Annotated in this window: 16 protein-coding genes; 7 read left to right on the plus strand and 9 right to left on the minus strand. The window is 60.1% G+C overall.

Features of this window, described 5'->3' with window-relative positions; genetic code table 11:
* Positions 1 to 11: 11 nt before the first annotated feature.
* The 7 genes from H4I99_RS06485 to H4I99_RS06515 form a co-directional block, all read right to left on the minus strand.
* Positions 12 to 1,121 (minus strand): DUF2333 family protein, encoded by a 1,110-nt coding sequence (locus tag H4I99_RS06485; RefSeq protein WP_163900231.1) that lies wholly within the window; start codon positions 1,119 to 1,121, stop codon positions 12 to 14.
* On the minus strand, positions 1,114 to 2,412 hold the full coding sequence (locus tag H4I99_RS06490; protein ID WP_163905771.1) for a DUF6638 family protein: 1,299 nt from the start codon (positions 2,410 to 2,412) through the stop codon (positions 1,114 to 1,116). The genes H4I99_RS06485 and H4I99_RS06490 overlap by 8 nt, the downstream gene beginning before the upstream one ends.
* Positions 2,409 to 4,331: an AAA family ATPase gene (locus H4I99_RS06495; protein ID WP_163900233.1), complete on the minus strand. Its 1,923-nt coding sequence runs from the start codon at positions 4,329 to 4,331 to the stop codon at positions 2,409 to 2,411. Before H4I99_RS06495 ends, H4I99_RS06490 begins: the two co-directional genes overlap by 4 nt.
* Positions 4,332 to 4,335: 4 nt before the next feature.
* Positions 4,336 to 5,484, minus strand: coding sequence for a hypothetical protein (locus H4I99_RS06500; protein WP_163900235.1), 1,149 nt, complete (start codon positions 5,482 to 5,484; stop codon positions 4,336 to 4,338).
* Positions 5,485 to 5,592: 108 nt separating this feature from the next.
* Entirely contained in the window at positions 5,593 to 6,681 is a 1,089-nt protein-coding gene (locus tag H4I99_RS06505; protein WP_163900237.1) for a hypothetical protein, read from the minus strand.
* A gap of 153 nt (positions 6,682 to 6,834) precedes the next feature.
* Complete coding sequence (locus H4I99_RS06510; RefSeq protein ID WP_163900239.1) at positions 6,835 to 7,287, minus strand: pseudoazurin; 453 nt, start codon at positions 7,285 to 7,287, stop codon at positions 6,835 to 6,837.
* A gap of 161 nt (positions 7,288 to 7,448) precedes the next feature.
* Positions 7,449 to 7,835, minus strand: coding sequence for a c-type cytochrome (locus tag H4I99_RS06515; RefSeq protein WP_163900241.1), 387 nt, complete (start codon positions 7,833 to 7,835; stop codon positions 7,449 to 7,451).
* Between the two features lie 374 nt (positions 7,836 to 8,209).
* Between H4I99_RS06515 and H4I99_RS06520 the strand changes: the two genes are divergently transcribed.
* The 7 genes from H4I99_RS06520 to H4I99_RS06550 all read left to right on the plus strand — a co-directional run bounded on the left by H4I99_RS06520 (position 8,210) and on the right by H4I99_RS06550 (position 14,248).
* Complete coding sequence (locus tag H4I99_RS06520; RefSeq protein WP_244624956.1) at positions 8,210 to 9,091, plus strand: choline ABC transporter substrate-binding protein; 882 nt, start codon at positions 8,210 to 8,212, stop codon at positions 9,089 to 9,091.
* A gap of 95 nt (positions 9,092 to 9,186) precedes the next feature.
* Positions 9,187 to 10,047, plus strand: coding sequence for a choline ABC transporter permease subunit (gene choW, locus H4I99_RS06525; RefSeq protein WP_163905773.1), 861 nt, complete (start codon positions 9,187 to 9,189; stop codon positions 10,045 to 10,047).
* The gene (gene choV, locus H4I99_RS06530) at positions 10,044 to 11,093 is read left to right on the plus strand and encodes a choline ABC transporter ATP-binding protein (protein ID WP_163900244.1); all 1,050 of its coding nucleotides are present in this window, start codon (positions 10,044 to 10,046) and stop codon (positions 11,091 to 11,093) included. Before choW ends, choV begins: the two co-directional genes overlap by 4 nt.
* Positions 11,094 to 11,136: 43 nt before the next feature.
* Positions 11,137 to 11,886: a HugZ family pyridoxamine 5'-phosphate oxidase gene (locus H4I99_RS06535; protein ID WP_163900246.1), complete on the plus strand. Its 750-nt coding sequence runs from the start codon at positions 11,137 to 11,139 to the stop codon at positions 11,884 to 11,886.
* Between the two features lie 115 nt (positions 11,887 to 12,001).
* A complete protein-coding gene (locus H4I99_RS06540; protein ID WP_099058525.1) occupies positions 12,002 to 12,319 on the plus strand; it encodes an ArsR/SmtB family transcription factor in 318 nt (105 codons plus the stop codon).
* Positions 12,320 to 12,491: 172 nt separating this feature from the next.
* Positions 12,492 to 13,016, plus strand: a complete 525-nt coding sequence (locus H4I99_RS06545) for a ClbS/DfsB family four-helix bundle protein (RefSeq protein WP_163900248.1) — start codon at positions 12,492 to 12,494, stop codon at positions 13,014 to 13,016.
* A gap of 125 nt (positions 13,017 to 13,141) precedes the next feature.
* A complete protein-coding gene (locus H4I99_RS06550) occupies positions 13,142 to 14,248 on the plus strand; it encodes a branched-chain amino acid ABC transporter substrate-binding protein (RefSeq protein ID WP_163900250.1) in 1,107 nt (368 codons plus the stop codon).
* A gap of 116 nt (positions 14,249 to 14,364) precedes the next feature.
* Here the strand turns inward: H4I99_RS06550 and H4I99_RS06555 are convergent, their stop codons facing one another.
* Entirely contained in the window at positions 14,365 to 15,531 is a 1,167-nt protein-coding gene (locus H4I99_RS06555) for a DUF3095 domain-containing protein (protein ID WP_163900252.1), read from the minus strand.
* A gap of 185 nt (positions 15,532 to 15,716) precedes the next feature.
* A complete protein-coding gene (locus H4I99_RS06560) occupies positions 15,717 to 16,556 on the minus strand; it encodes an alpha/beta fold hydrolase (RefSeq protein WP_244624958.1) in 840 nt (279 codons plus the stop codon).
* Positions 16,557 to 16,667: the final 111 nt, after the last annotated feature.

Consider the following 16,667-nt stretch of genomic DNA (forward strand, 5'->3'; position numbering starts at 1 on the left):
TCCCGTTCCCGTCAGCGTTCGAGAACGGCGCGTAGTTCAACCATGTTGGAGCGAACGCGAAGGATGTAGAAGCCCATCGTCGAGAGATGGTTGGGCATGATCCAGCCGTCCTCGGCACCGTTGGAAATGATTGCCGGCTGAATCCGGAGAGCAGATTCCAGCTGCTTTTCCATTTCAGTCCAGATTGCGGTCAGGTTCCGTTCGCGGATCACATCCAGGAAATCCGCGCGGGTCGCGCGCAGCAGCGCATACTGGGCATAAAGCTGGCCATAGGCGAACCAGAAACGGTCGTCGGCGCGCGTGTCGAACCAGCCGGCATGATACTCCTCCGAACGCCGGCGAAGGATGTCGGACGTGTTGCCGAGATCGCTCGCCATGCGATCGAGCACCTGGGTCAGGTTATCCGCGCGGGCGTCGAAAACGGCCTTGCAGGTTTCCAGATCGGAATTGAACTTGCGCCAGCTGCTGACGGCCGAGCGGTAATAGGCCGGCGTCGGCGTCTTGAAGCCGAAGGGATTGGTACCGAAGTACCAGGTGCCCTCGTCGAACTGGATATTGCCGCGCGCGTCCTGCAGGTCGTTGTTGATACCGGAAGTACCACGCACACGGCCGAGATTGTCCGCAAGCTCGATCGCGACGCGACGAACCACCTGGTTCACGCCGCGCTGGAACGAGGCCTTGTTATCGAAGAAGGGCGTATGATCCCAGTCCATGCCGAAGAAGCCCAGCTTGTAGAGCAGTGTCGATGAGATCCAGATATTCTGGTTGACGTTGAAATCGGTAAGGTCGGCGGCAATCGTCACGATCGCCGAATTCTGGCAGGTGTTCGGCTTGTCGGGAACCGCGACGCCAGCGGCAATGGTTCGCTGGCTGAAGTCGTAGCCATTGACCATTTCGGGATTGAAATTGTGCCAGGCCTGGGTCCGCCAGACGAACTGTCCGTAGAACACGAGCGCAATGACGATCAGCAGCAGGATCGGCCCCTTGATCATCCAGTTGCGGCGTTGGTACCAACCGTGCGCGGCCAGGAATGGCCACAGCAACCAAGCGATCACGAGCCCTATGCCGCGGCCGAGGGCGGCAAAGACGCGCTGAAAAAACGCGATGACCGGATCAAGCATTGTCGTCGTCTCCTATGCCGTAGAGGCGTTTGCGGAAGGCAGCTTTGTCCTGGAGATAGGTTTGCGTAAGTCGCGTTACAACGAATTCGCGAAATACGTCGCTATATCCTTCATAAGCTTCATAAAAGCCCTGCTTGTCGAAAATGAACCGCGACACGAAGTCCGACGGCACCATTTGCGAGATCAGCCGGTTGGTCAACCACTGGTCGGCATGGTCGGGGCGGGCCCGGATCAGCAGAAAGCGGCGCTCGGGCGCCACATCGGCGATCTTGATGCTGCCGGTCGCCGCGATCTGTCGCAGCATTTCCTGCAGGAACGGATAGGTGCCGTCCCGCGCGATCAGTTCAGCGTTGCGGTGGAGGAAGGTCTGCAGCCACACCGCATCGATACGGGAGAAATCAAGCGCCGGATCGGCCTGATAGGCGAGCGCCAGCGCCGCCATTTCGGCTCGATGGGCAAGGAGACCGGACGCATCCACCCAGCTTGCCCGCGGCAGCTCGATCCGCCCGGTCTTCGCCAGAAAATCGAAGATCGTCGCCGGGTCCTTGGCTGAGATATAGCTGACCTGCCACGGACGCGACCGACGAAAACCCGGAGCTGACGGATCGCAGATGACAGTGGTGATCTTGTCGTCGACGAAAACATAAACCCCGCCGAAATGATTGGCCCAGAAGGCATCGTGCCGGAAAACCAGCTTGTCGGGCACCAGCATGTTCTGACGGATATCCCCCGTCAGCTTCGCAAGCTCCACCATGCGGTTCAGCATCGCATCGTCGCGCCATGCCTCGGGATCGGTCTGCAGCCGGTCGGCGAGCTGTCGCAGTTCGCCCGCCTTTCCGAGCAGATCCTCCGCGGAAAGCACCCGGAATTGTACCTCGTTGATCGACAGAAGATCTTCGAGGCTTTCCACCGTGGAGACGGAATCCTCGATCTCGCCGTAAAGCGCATCCTTGATGGTGATCGCATTGATCGCCCGCGCGTTCGCCCGGTAGAATTCGTGCATCAGGCCAGCGGTATTGGAAAAGCTCGTATGGACGACCGGCAGGTTCTCCTGATCCGGCGTCATGATCACGAAACGCCGGTTGACACGGTTGGGATCGAGATAGTCGTTATCCCCAAGCTCCGCCGCGATCTGCGGCGAAAAGCCGGTCATATCGATATCGAATTCGGCGAGCGCCGTAGGCCTCAGGCCAAAGCCCGAAAGCGCCTTGTTGTAACGCTCGATCAGATGCGGCTCACGGATGGTCAGCAGCCTGCCATAGATGAGTTCGGCTTCGAGAAGACGATTCACGGCTGCCATTTCCCTTCCCGCTTCAGCGTCTCGATCTCGCCGACCGCCCTTTCACGCAGACGTTCGCGGCGCACGATGTCGGCGACCGCGGCATCATCGGACTTGTCGGAATAGCGGAATTCGCTGTCGGCGTAGCGGTTGATCTCCTGAAGGATCATCTCCATCGTCACCGGACCGCGAAGCTCGGCGATCATCGCTTTCTTCTCGTCGTAGCTGCGATGCATGAAGGCTTCGGGTGCTGCAAACCACTCGTCCGGCAGCTCCACATCCATCACCCGCATCTTGATCGCGTCGGTAATGTTCTTGATCGCGCGGCCGGTGAAGCGAGGTTCCGCCAGCTTGATCTCGTGAAGATAGGCGCCGATATCGGCCAGCGTCTCGATCCTGCCATGGTTCTTCTCGAACCGCTGCCAGACAGCCACCAGCCCATCCTCTTCCGGACGGTTATGCTTGTCGTAGGAAACGGACACCGCCCGCTTGATTTCCTGATTGGCGAAAAGCTGGTGCTCGCCGAGCGGGATCGAATGGTTCTTGCCGATCAAAAGCGCGAAGATGTCGATATAGTCGGCCTCGCTCTGCGGCCCGTCGATCAGCCAGCGCGCGCCGGCCCGCTGACGCAGGGCGTCGTCGACATTCTCCGGATAGTTGGAGAACATGCCGAAGCAGCAATTGCCGCGCACCATGGTCGAAGCGCCGGCAAAGCTCTCCATCAACACCGCCGTCACCTCATGCTGGCCCGCCGACGCCCGGTCGTCGGAACGCTTCGCCGCTACCTGATCGACGTCGTCGATGGTGCCGAAGCCAATCACGCGCGGATTGGTGACGTTGTCGATGAAGGCCTTGCAGTTCTGGCCGGACTTGCCCTGATAGGAGGAAATCTGGTCGACGCCGAAATTCTCGTAATGGAAGGCATAACCCGCCACCTGGCAGTAATCGTTCAGAAGCCCCGCCAGCATCTGGATCAGGATGGTCTTGCCGGTGCCCGGCATGCCGTCGCCGATAAAGGTGAAGAGAAAACCGCCCAGCTCCACGAACGGATTCATCTGCCGGTCGAAGTCATAGGCCATCATCATCTTGGCAAGCTTCATCGCCTGGAACTTGGCGATGTGGTTGCCGACGATTTCCTCCGGCTTCTTGAAGGTCATGGAAAGCGGCTTGCGCCGCGCGCCCGGCGCGACATCGAAACCATCCAGCGTGAAATCGTCCTGATCGATGCGAATATGGGTGTTCTCGAAGACCGAGAGGCCAGTGAACCGCGCCTTCCGACCGATCAGCCCGTCGATGGCCGCGCGTGCAAAACCTCTGGTACGTCCGACCAGCGTCGCCTCGTCCGCCGATCCGGCAATCGCGGCGTCGAGCCCGGCGACCATGCTTTTCAGCGCATCCTGCGGGGTATCGAACAGGAAATCCGGCTCATGCGCGTCGTTTACAGGCTCACCCTCGCCCTGCAACGTCGATAGAAGATAGGCGGCGAGAGAAAACGCCGCGACATAGGCCGATGCGGAAAGCAGCGCCTTGAACCGGCCGGCATCCTCCCCCTGCAAGGGGGCGGAAAGATTGCGTGCCTGCAACTGCTCAAGATCGGTCTGACGCGCGAACACATCGGCAATCGCCAACGCCACCTGAATGCCGCGGCGAACACGATAGAGCACCGCATGCTGCTGCGGCGTCATCAGCGGATCGCCGCCACCGCCGACCGACTGAACCGTCTTCGACAGCTCGATCTCCCGCGTGCGGCGGACCGATCCCGTCGAAACCGTCGGAACGAAGCGCCTGCCGGTGCCGGCAAGCGGCGTACCACCCGCCCCGTCTCCCGCATCGATCACCACGGCGCGGGTCACGAGCCCCTGCGCTACGGCCAGATGCTTGCGGATCTCGTCCTCGCGGATGGTCGTCAACCCGGCGTTCAGTCCGTTCATGATGCTAGACCTCGCTGACCACGTTGTTGCCGGAGATGACATGGACCTTGTAGTCTCCGAAGATGGCATTGGCCTCGCCAGAGGCATAGAGCGCCTGATAGGCGTCATGCGGCACCAGCGCATGCTTTTCATAGGACGAAACGCCCATGCGCGCCGCCTCGAGATCGCCGGTCTCGATGTGGAATTCCTGCGTGGCCGGCGTCGAGGAGAAGAAGCCGCGCTGCGCCGGACGCTCCGCCTTGGAGAAGACTTCCTGCATCGTCCAGGTCAGCAGCCAGGCGTTCTCCGGCTTGCGCACCCGTGATAGGATCTCGTTGATCCGGGCATTGTTTTCCGTGATCCCGGCCGAGTAGAAGGGACCGAGCACGATACGCCGCAGAAGCTTCGGATGCAGCGTCGGGAAATCCTTGTCCATGTTGGTGGCGATCGTCGCCGGCGTCAGCGAATAGGCGCCGTTCTTGCCGGCGAAATCGTCGAACTGCGCGGCAAGTTCCGGGTTCAGCAGCCCCCCGACTGGAAGCGGGATATCGACGTCGGGATTGAGCTTGCCGTCCTCTCCCACCAATAGTTTCGCGACATTGGCAGAACTGTCCTCAATGCCGGCGATATAGATCATAGGCAGCGTGTTAGTACCGTCGAACACGGCCCAGTTCACCACGTAATAAGGCCTGCGGCTCGCCTCATTGACCGTCACGCGAACGGTTTCCGGCAGCACATAAGGCGAGAAGATCGCTCCCCGGCCGATCTGCTCCAGATAAAGCCGTTCCGCCATCCGCGATTGCAACGCCTCGGGAAAAGCCTTCTGCCGCAGGATGAAATCGACCATCTCTGTCCGTAGCGCCGCCGCCTCGGGTATTTCGGCAAGCCGCTTCTCGGCGCTCGTCCGGTCGTTTTCCAGCTCCAGCACGTTCTGGAAAACGGGAAAACCGCTTTCCGCCTTTGAAATGCGGAACTGCTCGGTAAAGCCGAGACGGTTTTCCCAGCAGGCGAAGGAATTCTTGAGACGGTCCACATAAGGCAGTAGCAACGCTCCCGCCACCCCGCTGCCGGGCAGCATGAGGTCGGGATTGCGCAGGTAGATCTCAAGCCCGCCAAGCGCGGCCCGGATCGACTGGAAATACTGGGCGACCGGCCCATCAACCGCATTCAGCATGGCACCGGCCCTATTGTTCTCTTCAGTTCAAGGGCAACGGGGAGTATTTCCGACACGCTTGCGTCTCCAATACGCCAGACATCAAAACTCGGCATGACGCCCGGCCGATCAGGACTTCACATAATTCGCCGCGTTATGCTTTTCGAGCACTGCCTGGAAGCGGCGGGCGAAAGCTTCGTCGGCCAGCTTCTTGCGGCGCTGGATGTCCTGCGTTGAAAGCATGTTCTTCTCGTGCAGCTCGAGAAGATCGCCGATATGGCGCTGGGCGGCGGAGCCGATGCCGGCCATGGTCTCTTCCGCGGCGGTGTCGACCTGGCTGCCGAGCGTGTTGATCTTGTGGGCCACATCCTGCTGGGCGGCGGTCTTCAACGAATCTTCCAGCGCCTTGTAGAGCACGATGCGCTGCTCGGTATCGATCGTCAGCTTGTTGATCAGCGTGTTCTGCGCGGCAATCTGGTTGTTGAGCGAATCGACGAAGGTCTGGAACATCGAGGTGTAGCGCTCGAGCGTCTGGCTTTCCGCCAGCAGTTCCTGCTCCTTGGCCTGCATCTGGTTGTATTCGGTGGCAAGCTTCGAGCGTTCGCCTTCCAACTCGGTGCGGGCCGACTGGTCCGTCGAGGCAGCGATCTTGTTCTCGATGTCGAGCAGCATCGGGTTGAGTTCCTCGATCCGCTTCTGAGTCGTTTCAAGGCTCGCTATCGTGCCCTTGCGGCGCTCGATCACCTGGATCAGGCTGGCCTCGGAACTCTTGTACCGCTGGTCGAGCACGCCGCGCTGATCCTTCAGGATGCCGACGATGCTGTCGGACTTGGAAAGCAGTTCCTGCAGGTTTCCGGCGAGCGACATGTTGCGAACGCGTTCGGTCCGCATGCGCTGCGCGCTCTGCTTGGAAAAGATGCCGATGAACTTTTCGTAGCCGGTATAGCTCTTCATGCTCTCGAATTCGGAGCCGAAGACATTGGTCGCATCCTCCAACCCGATGATCAGGTCGGCGATATTCGCCTCCATCACCTTCTGCTGGTTGATGACATCCTGGATACGGGCGTTCTCGATATCGAAATTGACGTCGCCGAGCTTGGTTTCAGCCTTGGCGAACTGGTCGAGAACGACGCTGGACTGCTCCAGCTTGCCTTTCATATCGTTGACGATACCGCGGGTCTTTTCGATTTCGCTGTCGAAGGACTGTAGCGAGGCCATGCTGGTTCATCTCCCGAAATGAATAAATGAGCGGAAAAACCGCCGCTTTCTATCTGGCGAACTTATCTTATTTCTTTCATTTGAAAACCCGATAACGGCAAAAGCCGGACACTTGCCGCCCGGCTTTCCGTGAAAAAACAAAGCCCGAAGAGATCAGAGGCCGAGAGCGGCAATCTCTGCATCCAGCCGCTCGCGAGCCTTCTTCGGCAGCTTTCCGGTCTTGATGGCATCCAGATTGGCCGGCGCACCCTCACCGACCACGACCAGCGCCACCATGCCCATTCCAACATGCGGCGTGCACTTCACGACGTAGGCGCCTTCCTTGTCGACCGTAACCTTGAAGGCCTCGTTCATCTTGCCTTTGGCGAGTTCGACGCCTTCCGGAACCATGTCCTTCATGTAGGCGGCGTCATGCCCTTTGTCGGTCGGAACGAAGGTGATGGTGTCACCGACGGCAGCCTTCACGGTAGCCGGTTCGAACACCATGGCATCGCCGTTGGAGCCCTTGTTCAGCATCTTCACTTCGATATCGGCGGCAAGGGCCGGAAAGGCGAAGAGACCGGCAACCGCCGCGGCGCCGACGAAACGAATGATCCTGTTCTGCATGTGTCACTCCTGAGCAAAGAAACCGCACCTCGCGGGTTATCCGGATGCGTTTCTAGAGGAGCGAACAGCGGCCATCCTTGACTAGAATCAAATGCGGCAAGCCGACGCATCCGGCCAGTACGGCCGGCCGGATGCGGCTTTCATCAATTTCGGTTGCAGCTTCAGTTTCCGCCCGCTGCCGGATCCTTGAGATAGGCGATCACGTTGGCGATATCGTCAGGCTTCTTCAGGCCGGCAAAGGCCATCTTGGTGCCGGGGACAAGATCCTTCGGCTTCGGCAAATAGGCCGCGAGCTCCTCCTCGCTCCACACCTTACCCTGGCCGAAACTGGTCATGGCCGGAGAATATTTGTAGTCGGCAACGCTCGCCACCGGACGGCCGATGATACCCATCAGCGTCGGGCCGACCTTGTTCTTCGCCTCGGTCGCCGTGTGGCAGGCCATGCATTGCTTGAAGACCTTGGCGCCGGCGACCGGATCGCCATCGGCAAACGCCACACCCGCGGGAAGAACCATGGCCGCGGCCATGATCAGACAGTGAAGTTTCATGATGTCTCCTCTCTCGAAAAACCGGCATCGGGCACCGGCGGCATGAGCCATTTGCGAGCCTACCCCTATCCGGGGACATTGACCACAGGACGCTTTGATGCAGCCCCCCCCAACGCGTCAAAACGCCCCCAGCAAAGAGTCGTTCCGGCTTGTGGGCAAGAGTTTTCAGCGGCCTGTCGTAAAAAAATCGCTGCGTCGCAAACAGGGTGTGCGATCCGCCGCAAATGCACCGGGTGCGCTTGCTTTTGTGGGGTATTGAATGTTGACTTGGGAACATCAAAAAACATTGGGAGTCAAAAATGACGAAATTCAATTCCTATCGGCTGGCGCTTGCCGCCGCCGCATCCGTTTTTGTTCTGGGCCTTGCACCGGCCATGGCGGCGGAAGCCGAAAGCTGCAAGGCCGTGCGTTTCTCCGATGTCGGCTGGACCGACATCACCGCGACGACAGCGACGGCTACCGTTGTTCTCAAGGCTCTCGGTTACGAGCCGACCACCACCGTTCTTTCCGTTCCCGTCACCTACCAGTCCCTGAAGAACAAGGACATCGACGTCTTCCTCGGCAACTGGATGCCGACCCAGGAGAACGACGTTCGCCCCTTCCTCGACGACAAGTCGGTCGAATCCTTCGGCCCGAACCTCGAGGGCGCGAAGTACACGCTCGCCACCAACGCCAAGGGCGCTGAACTCGGCATCAAGGACTTCAAGGACATCGCCGCCCACAAGGACGAGCTGGAAGGCAAGATCTATGGCATCGAGCCGGGCAATGACGGCAACCGCCTGATCCTCGACATGATCGAGAAGGACACCTTCGGCCTCAAGGGCTTCGAAGTCGTCGAATCCTCCGAACAGGGCATGCTGGCCCAGGTCGCCCGCGCCGAAAAGGACGGCACTCCGGTCATTTTCCTCGGCTGGGAACCGCACCCGATGAACGCCAACTACAAGATGAGCTACCTGACCGGCGGCGACGACATCTTCGGGCCCAACTTCGGCGGCGCCACCGTCTTCACCAACATTCGCGCCGGCTACACGACGGAATGCCCGAACGTCGGCAAGTTCATCACCAACCTGAAGTTCTCGCTTCCCATGGAAAACGAAATCATGGGCAAGATCCTGAACGACGGCAAGGATCCGGAAGTGGCGGCAACCGAATGGCTGAAGGCTAACGGCTCGGCCGTCGAGCCCTGGCTTGCCGGCGTGACGACCTTCGACGGTGGCGATGCCGCCGCTGCGGTCAAGAGCTCCCTCGGCCTCTGATATCCGAATGCACCGTGGTGGCGTATACTGGTCGACACCACGGTGCGTTTTGACAGTCGAATTTCCCGAAACTTGAGACGGATGGCAACGACGTGATCTCGTTACCCGATTGGCTCGCCGATTCCAGCGGCAAACTGAACATCGGCCCCTGGGCCAAAACCGGCGTCGACTGGCTGACGAACAATGGTGAGTGGTTTTTCGACCTGCTCTCCTATTCGCTGGATCGCGTCATCAAGGCGCTTCTCTATGTGCTGCAGGCACCGCCGCCGATTGCCGTCATCATCGCGATTGCCGCCCTTGCCTACTGGCTACGCCGGTCCATCGCAATTACCCTCTTCACCTTCGTCGGCCTGCTGCTCATCATGAACCAGGGCTATTTCAAGGAAACCATGGAGACGCTGGCACTGGTTCTTGCCGCGACGGCCGTCAGCATGCTGCTTGGAATACCGCTCGGCATCGCCGCCGCCCGCCGCGCATGGGTCTATGCCGGCATGCGTCCTGTCCTTGACCTGATGCAGACCATCCCGACCTTCGTTTACCTGATCCCGGCGCTGATCCTCTTCGGCCTCGGCATGGTTCCGGGCCTGATCGCCACGGTCATCTTCGCTATCCCCGCCCCGATCCGCCTGACGCGGCTGGGCATCATCTCGACGCCTCCGGCGCTCGTCGAGGCCGCGATCGCCTTTGGCGCCACTCCGACGCAGGTGCTGCGCAAGGTCGAACTGCCCTTCGCCATGCCGCAAATCATGGCCGGCCTCACCCAGACCATCATGCTGTCCCTGTCGATGGTGGTGATCGCCGCCCTCGTCGGTGCAAGCGGTCTCGGCGTACCCGTCGTTCGCGCCCTCAACACGGTGAACATCGCCAAAGGCTTCGAAGCCGGCCTCTGTATCGTCATCCTCGCGATCATCCTCGATCGCATGTTCCGCAGCTCCGAATCGGGAGACGACGCATGACCGACGCCGTCATTTTTGGAAACGTCGATATCGTCTTCGGCGACAATCCCGAGAAGGCGCTCGCGCTCGTAGACCAGGGCAAGACCCGCGACGAGATCGGTGCCGAGACCGGCCTCGTGCTCGGCGTCGCCGGTGCGTCGCTCGCGGTCAAGGAAGGCGAAATTCTCGTGCTGATGGGCCTTTCCGGCTCGGGCAAGTCGACGCTGCTGCGTGCCGTAAATGGCCTTGCGCCCGTGGTGCGCGGCAATGTCAGCGTCAGAACTGCCAACGGCAACGTCGATCCTTATCGCGCCAGCCCGAAGGCCCTGCGCGACCTGCGCATGCACACGGTCTCCATGGTGTTCCAGCAGTTCGGCCTGCTGCCGTGGCGCACGGTTGCGGAAAACGTCGGCTTCGGCCTTGAGCTTGCAGGCGTTCCGGAAGCCGAGCGGGCGAAAACGGTGGCCGAGCAGCTCGCACTGGTGAACCTCACCAAGTGGGCGGACCGTAAGGTCAACGAGCTCTCGGGCGGCATGCAGCAGCGCGTCGGCCTCGCCCGCGCCTTTGCCACCGGCGCGCCTATCCTGCTGATGGACGAACCCTTCTCCGCGCTCGACCCGCTGATTCGTACCCGCCTGCAGGACGAGCTTCTGGAATTCCAGTCGCGGCTCAAGAAGACGATCCTGTTCGTCAGCCACGACCTGGACGAAGCTTTCCGCATCGGAAACCGCATCGCCATCATGGAGAGCGGCCGTATAATACAATGCGGAACGCCTCAGGAAATCGTACAGAATCCGGCAGACCAATACGTCGCGGACTTTGTCCAGAACATGAACCCGATCAACATGTTAACGGCCAAGGACATCATGGCCTCCGGTCTCCACACTCCCACCAGCCAGGGCACTGTTGCCGGCACCGCCAAGCCGGAAACCCCGCTGGTCGAGATCCTCGACGCGCTTTCCCGCCATCCGGGAACGATCGGCGTTGTTGACAATGGAGCCGTCATCGGCACCATCTCCTCCCAGGATGTTGTCAACGGTCTGACTCGGCACCGCCGAAAGAGCTGACCGGGGTCAAGGGGCGTAATGCGCCCCGAGGGAATGGGAATACATGTCGGACAAACCATCTGTCATTCGCGAAACGGATGACGAGGCGCGCGCCCTTGCGCGCCGACTTCTGCGTTCGGCGCGCTATGTCGCGCTTTCCGTTATAGATCCGGACAACGGCTTTCCGTCGGTAAGCCGGGTCCTGCTCGGAACGGACACGGACGGCTCTGCCATCATCCTGGTCTCAGGACTTTCGGCTCACACCAAGGCGCTCCTCGCCGATAGCAGGGTTTCCCTTCTGGCCGGAGAACCTGGCAAAGGCGACCCTCTTGCCTACCCACGCGTTACCGTCCAGTGCCTTTCGGAAACAGTCGAACACGGAAGCGCCGAGCACGCTCGCCTGCGCGCCCGCTTCATCGCGCGCCATCCGAAGGCGAAGCTCTATATCGACTTTCCCGATTTCCGTTTCTTCCGATTAGTGCCGCAGAACGCGAGCCTCAATGGCGGTTTCGGCAAGGCCTATCTTCTAACCGGGGGAGACTTCTTGATTCCCTTCGAAAAGGCCGGCGACCTCCCAGATCACGAAGACGTGATACTACAAGAATTAAGGGTCAACTTCCCCGAAGCGGCCAGCCTTATCGCAACAACCAGATGCGGCCAGAAGTCAGGAAAATGGGCTTTTTGTGGCGTGGACAGGGCAGGAATCGACCTTATTTGCGGCGATTTACTGGTTAGATACGAATTTGGGTGTCTAGTGGCCTCGATGTCTGAGCTGAATTCAGTCATATCTAATTCAGCATACCCGGTACCTTAAATTTAGGCATATACAATTAGCCGCTTCTTGTTAGAGTTTGATCATAGCTAAATTGAATGATTGCAAACGGTCGCCCTCTTCCCAAGGAGGGCTCCGACAAAGGAAAGTTGAAGTCATGAAAACCAAAGCTTTGTCCGAACAGTCGATTGCTGCAGCCGGTCTTCTCTCCGCAATGGCCAACCCCAAAAGGCTGATGATTCTCTGCTCGCTCGTCGAAGGTGAAGTTCCTGTCGGCGTTCTTGCGACGCAGGTCGGCCTGAGTCAGTCGGCTCTGTCCCAGCACCTCTCCAAGCTCCGCGCCCAGAAGCTGGTGAAGACCCGCCGCGACGCGCAGACGATCTATTATTCCAGCACCTCCGAGTCGGTTATCAAGATCCTCGAAACGCTGGAAGACATTTATTGCCAGACCAGCGCCAGCAAGACTGCGGCCTGATGACAGCGCTGCCATGCCGGCGGCAATAACCTGCATGTCATCAAGACGGTCGGACTGTGGACACGTATCTTTGGCATAACCAGACCTGATCATTCCTGACCGGCGGATCCGCGATCCGCCGGTTTCGTTTTCCGGCGACCCGGGAGATCGTTCCTTACGAAGGGAAAAGAGAATGGCGGTTCCAGCCACCAAGGATGAGCTTCTTCAGGCGATCGAGCGGGAATACGGCAAGCTGAAGCGTGAACTCGGCCAGACACCGTTTGCCCGCTGGCGGGAAAAAACCTTGGAAGGTCATGCGACGGGAACATGGATTAGCATTCACGATCTCATCGCCTATCTCGTCGGCTGGAACGAACTCGTCCTCAAGTGGCATGAACTCAAGGCGGCCGGCGAGCCGGTGGACTTTCCCGAAACGGGCTACAAATGGAACGAACTCGGTCGCCTCGCGCAGAGTTTCTATCGTGATTGCGAGATGCTTGGAGAAAGGGAGCTGCTGGAAAGGCTCGATAGCGCGAAATCGCGAATCGTGGCGTTGATCGAACAGGGGGATGGCGACACCCTATATGGCAGGCCCTGGTACGAGAAGTGGACGCAGGGGCGAATGATCCAGTTCAATACCTCGTCACCCTATGCCAACGCCTGCGGCCGGCTGCGCAAATGGCGCAGGAACAATGTTGCCCTATCGGATAAGGCGTGATCCGTACCGCGAACAAGACGCTCGACCTTTCTCCCTCTGCGTGTTTCCGCTAGGCTCCCGCAAAACAAAAAAGCCCCAGGGGAGTCTCGAAGGTTCGCCTTCGTAACATTCAAGGAGAAACGGAAATGAAACTGAGACTGCTGGCGGGTTCCGCCATCGTTGCATTCATGGCGACCGCGCCTCTGGCGCACGCCGAAATCGTGATCGGCCTGATTGCGCCGCTGACTGGACCGGTCGCCGCTTATGGCGAGCAGGTCAAGAACGGTGCCCAGGTGGCCGTCGATGAGATCAACAAGAAGGGCGGCATTCTCGGCGAGACCGTCATTCTCAAGCTGGCCGACGATGGCGGCGAACCCAAGCAGGGCGTTTCCGCCGCCAACCAGCTCATCGGCGAAGGCATCCGCTTCGTCGTCGGTCCGGTCACCTCCGGCGTTGCTATTCCGGCCTCCGACGTTTTTGCTGAAAACGGCGTACTGATGGTCACACCGACCGCGACCGCACCGGACCTGACCAATCGCGGCCTGACCAATGTGCTGCGCACCTGCGGCCGTGACGACCAGCAGGCCAACGTGGCTGCGAAATACGTTCTTGCCAACTTCAAGGACAAGAAGATCGCCATCATCAACGACAAGGGCCAGTACGGCAAAGGCCTCGCCGACGCCTTCAAGGCAACCCTCAATGCCGGTGGTGTGACGGAAGTCTTCAACGACGCGCTCACGGCCGGAGACAAGGATTTCAGCGCGCTGACGACCCGCCTCAAGGCCGAAGGTGCCGAAGTCGTCTACTTCGGCGGTTATCATCCCGAAGGCGGCCTTCTGGCCCGCCAGCTTGCAGATCTGGGCATCAAGGCCCTGATCATCGGCGGCGACGGCCTGTCGAACAGTGAATACGCTTCCATCGGCGGCGATGCTGCGAACGGCACGATCTTCACCAACGCCTCCGACGCTCTCAAGAACCCGGATTCCAAGGCGGCAGCCGACGCGCTCGCCGCGCGCAATATCCCGGCAGAAGCCTTCACGCTCAATGCCTATGCTGCCGTGGAAGTTCTGAAGGCCGGCATCGAGAAGGCCGGCAGCGCTGAGGATGCTGAAGCCGTCACCACCGCGCTGAAGTCGGGCGAGGCAATCCCGACCGCCATCGGCAAGGTCACCTACGGCGAAGCCGGCGATCTCACCTCGCAGGCCTTCTCCCTGTTCAAGTGGGATGCCGGCAAGATCGTTGCCGTGGAATAAGCCACGTCTTGTGCAGAAGAAAATAATGGAAGCGGCCGGCAACGGCCGTTTTCTCGTTGAGGGACACAGCCTGACATCAGCCCGACACCACCACCCGCCCTATCAGGCGCGATCCCTCAGGCCTTGCCCATCTGCGCCTTGAGATAGGTTGCAGCAGTGGCATAGCCTCCCATCGCACCATCGACGAAATGCATGTGATTGCGCCGCACCGCCGAGGGAACGATACAGGTCATCAGTGCCTCATCCTGCTCGTGCAGTCCGAAGTGACAGACCCCCGCAGCCCTCGCCTCATCCAACCGAGCGCGGATCTCCGCCAACCTCCCCGGCCCGATGTCGACCGTCATCTTCAGGCCATCCTCGAACTTGCGGAAGTCGGTGTTGCGGGCCACGCCTCGCCGATACTCGTTAGCGCTGAAACGTCCGAGAGACCCGTCGAACTTCGACAGGGTCTTGACCAGCATGATCTGGGCGAGGATCCCGACCATCTTCCTGACCCTGTCCCAGCCAGCGCCGTAAGGGGAAAGTGCCTTGCTTTCGAGAACAACCCCCTCATCCGCAAAGCTGACGTCGGGGCCTGATGCCGGTACCGGATGGCCATCGCGTCCATCGACATTGGAAAGGTCCGCGAGTGTATGGACCAGACGCCTGAACGCCTCCATGTCACCTGCAGGCTGAGGCATGACGATGATCGAGACGATCCTGCCCTGAGTGGCGGCTATTGGATCCCAGCGGCAGGAGAGCCCGGAGAGATCGGGACGGGAGCCTGCGGGTGCCGACGCGATGCCATAATCGCCCGCTTTCATACGAGCTTCCGCCCAGCTGCTGCCGCCGCCGGAAAACATCGCGTAAGAGACATCGTCGCTGGCCTGGAACCGAGCCACCCGCACATCATGCCCATGGCGCCTGATGTCCTCTACCGGCACAATCGATGCTCGCATGGCAAGCTCCATGTCGTCGCGTACCCAACTCAGAACACGAGCCAGAGTTTCCCTCGCAGCGTCGATCGAAGCGGGAGGAATGGCGACGACAGCCCCGTCACCACCAAAGACGAAAGGCAGATCGAATTTTTGAAGCGCGTTGAGAAGCGCGGAGATGACGCCGGCTCCAGCCATGTTGACCGCCTTGTATCGACCACTGTCGATGGCTCCCGTGGAGTTGATGACATCAGCAACAGCCAAGGCCCAGCCGTCAGGCAAGGGCTCGTATTTCAACGTGTCGGCGACATCACCGAATTCACGCAGAACCGGCAGGCGTTGAAGGAATTCGTCATCCGCGTTGGCCATGGGATAAATATCGTCTCCTCCCGGCAAAAATCCAGTGCTTGCGGCGCCCATAAATATCCTGCGCCGCAGCATCGTCGCAACGGACAACAGCCATCGGCCTCTTTCGAAAAGGATGGCCCGGAGGTGGGATTTCTCCTCGCCTGCGGGCCACCCGATATCGACGGATCCCTGTCCGTCACTCGTCCTTACGCCTTGAAGAAAGCGAGCAGATCCGCATTGATGATGTCGGCATGGGTCGTCGCCATGCCATGCGGCAGGCCTTCATAGACCTTCAGCGTCGCATTCTTTAAAAGCTTGGCTGCAAGCAGCGCGGAGTCGGCAATCGGCACGATCTGGTCGTCGTCGCCATGCATGACCAGCACCGGAACCTCGATCGTCTTCAGGTCTTCGGTGAAGTCCGTTTCCGAGAAGGCCTTGATGCAATCGTAATGGGCCTTTGCGCCGCCCATCATGCCCTGCCTCCACCAGTTGTCGATGGAGCCCTGAGAGACCTTCGCGCCCGGCCGGTTGAAGCCGTAGAACGGACCTTCCGGAATGTCGCGGAAGAACTGCGCCCGGTTGGCGACCAGCGCCGCGCGGAACCCGTCGAAGACTTCGAGCGGCAGGCCGCCCGGGTTCTTGTCAGACTTGACCATCACAGGGGGAACCGCGCCGATCAGGACGGCCTTGGCGACGCGGCCGTTGCCGCCGTGACGGGCGACATAACGGGCCACTTCGCCGCCGCCGGTCGAATGGCCGACATGGATCGCGTTCTTCAGGTCGAGATGGGCAGCGAGTTCAGCGACATCGGCGGCGTAGGTGTCCATTTCATTGCCGGTGTCCGTCTGGCTGGAGCGGCCATGACCGCGACGGTCATGGGCGATGACCCGGTAGCCATGCTGCAGGAAGAACAGCATCTGGGCATCCCAGTCGTCGGACGAAAGCGGCCAGCCGTGATGGAAAACGACCGGTTGCGCGTCCTTGGAACCCCAGTCCTTGTAGAAGATCTGCGTGCCGTCCTTGGTAGTGATGGTGCTGCTGCTCATGATGTTCGTCTCCTTCTGGTTGGAATGCGTGGCTGCGGATGCCTTGGCAAGGTCGAGGAAAGGCGGGATCGCCGTCGAGGCGGCAAGACCCATCCCCGCGATCAAAACACG

The organism is Paenirhizobium daejeonense, assembly GCF_014280875.1.
GTDB classification, from domain to species: Bacteria; Pseudomonadota; Alphaproteobacteria; order Rhizobiales; family Rhizobiaceae; genus Allorhizobium; species Allorhizobium daejeonense.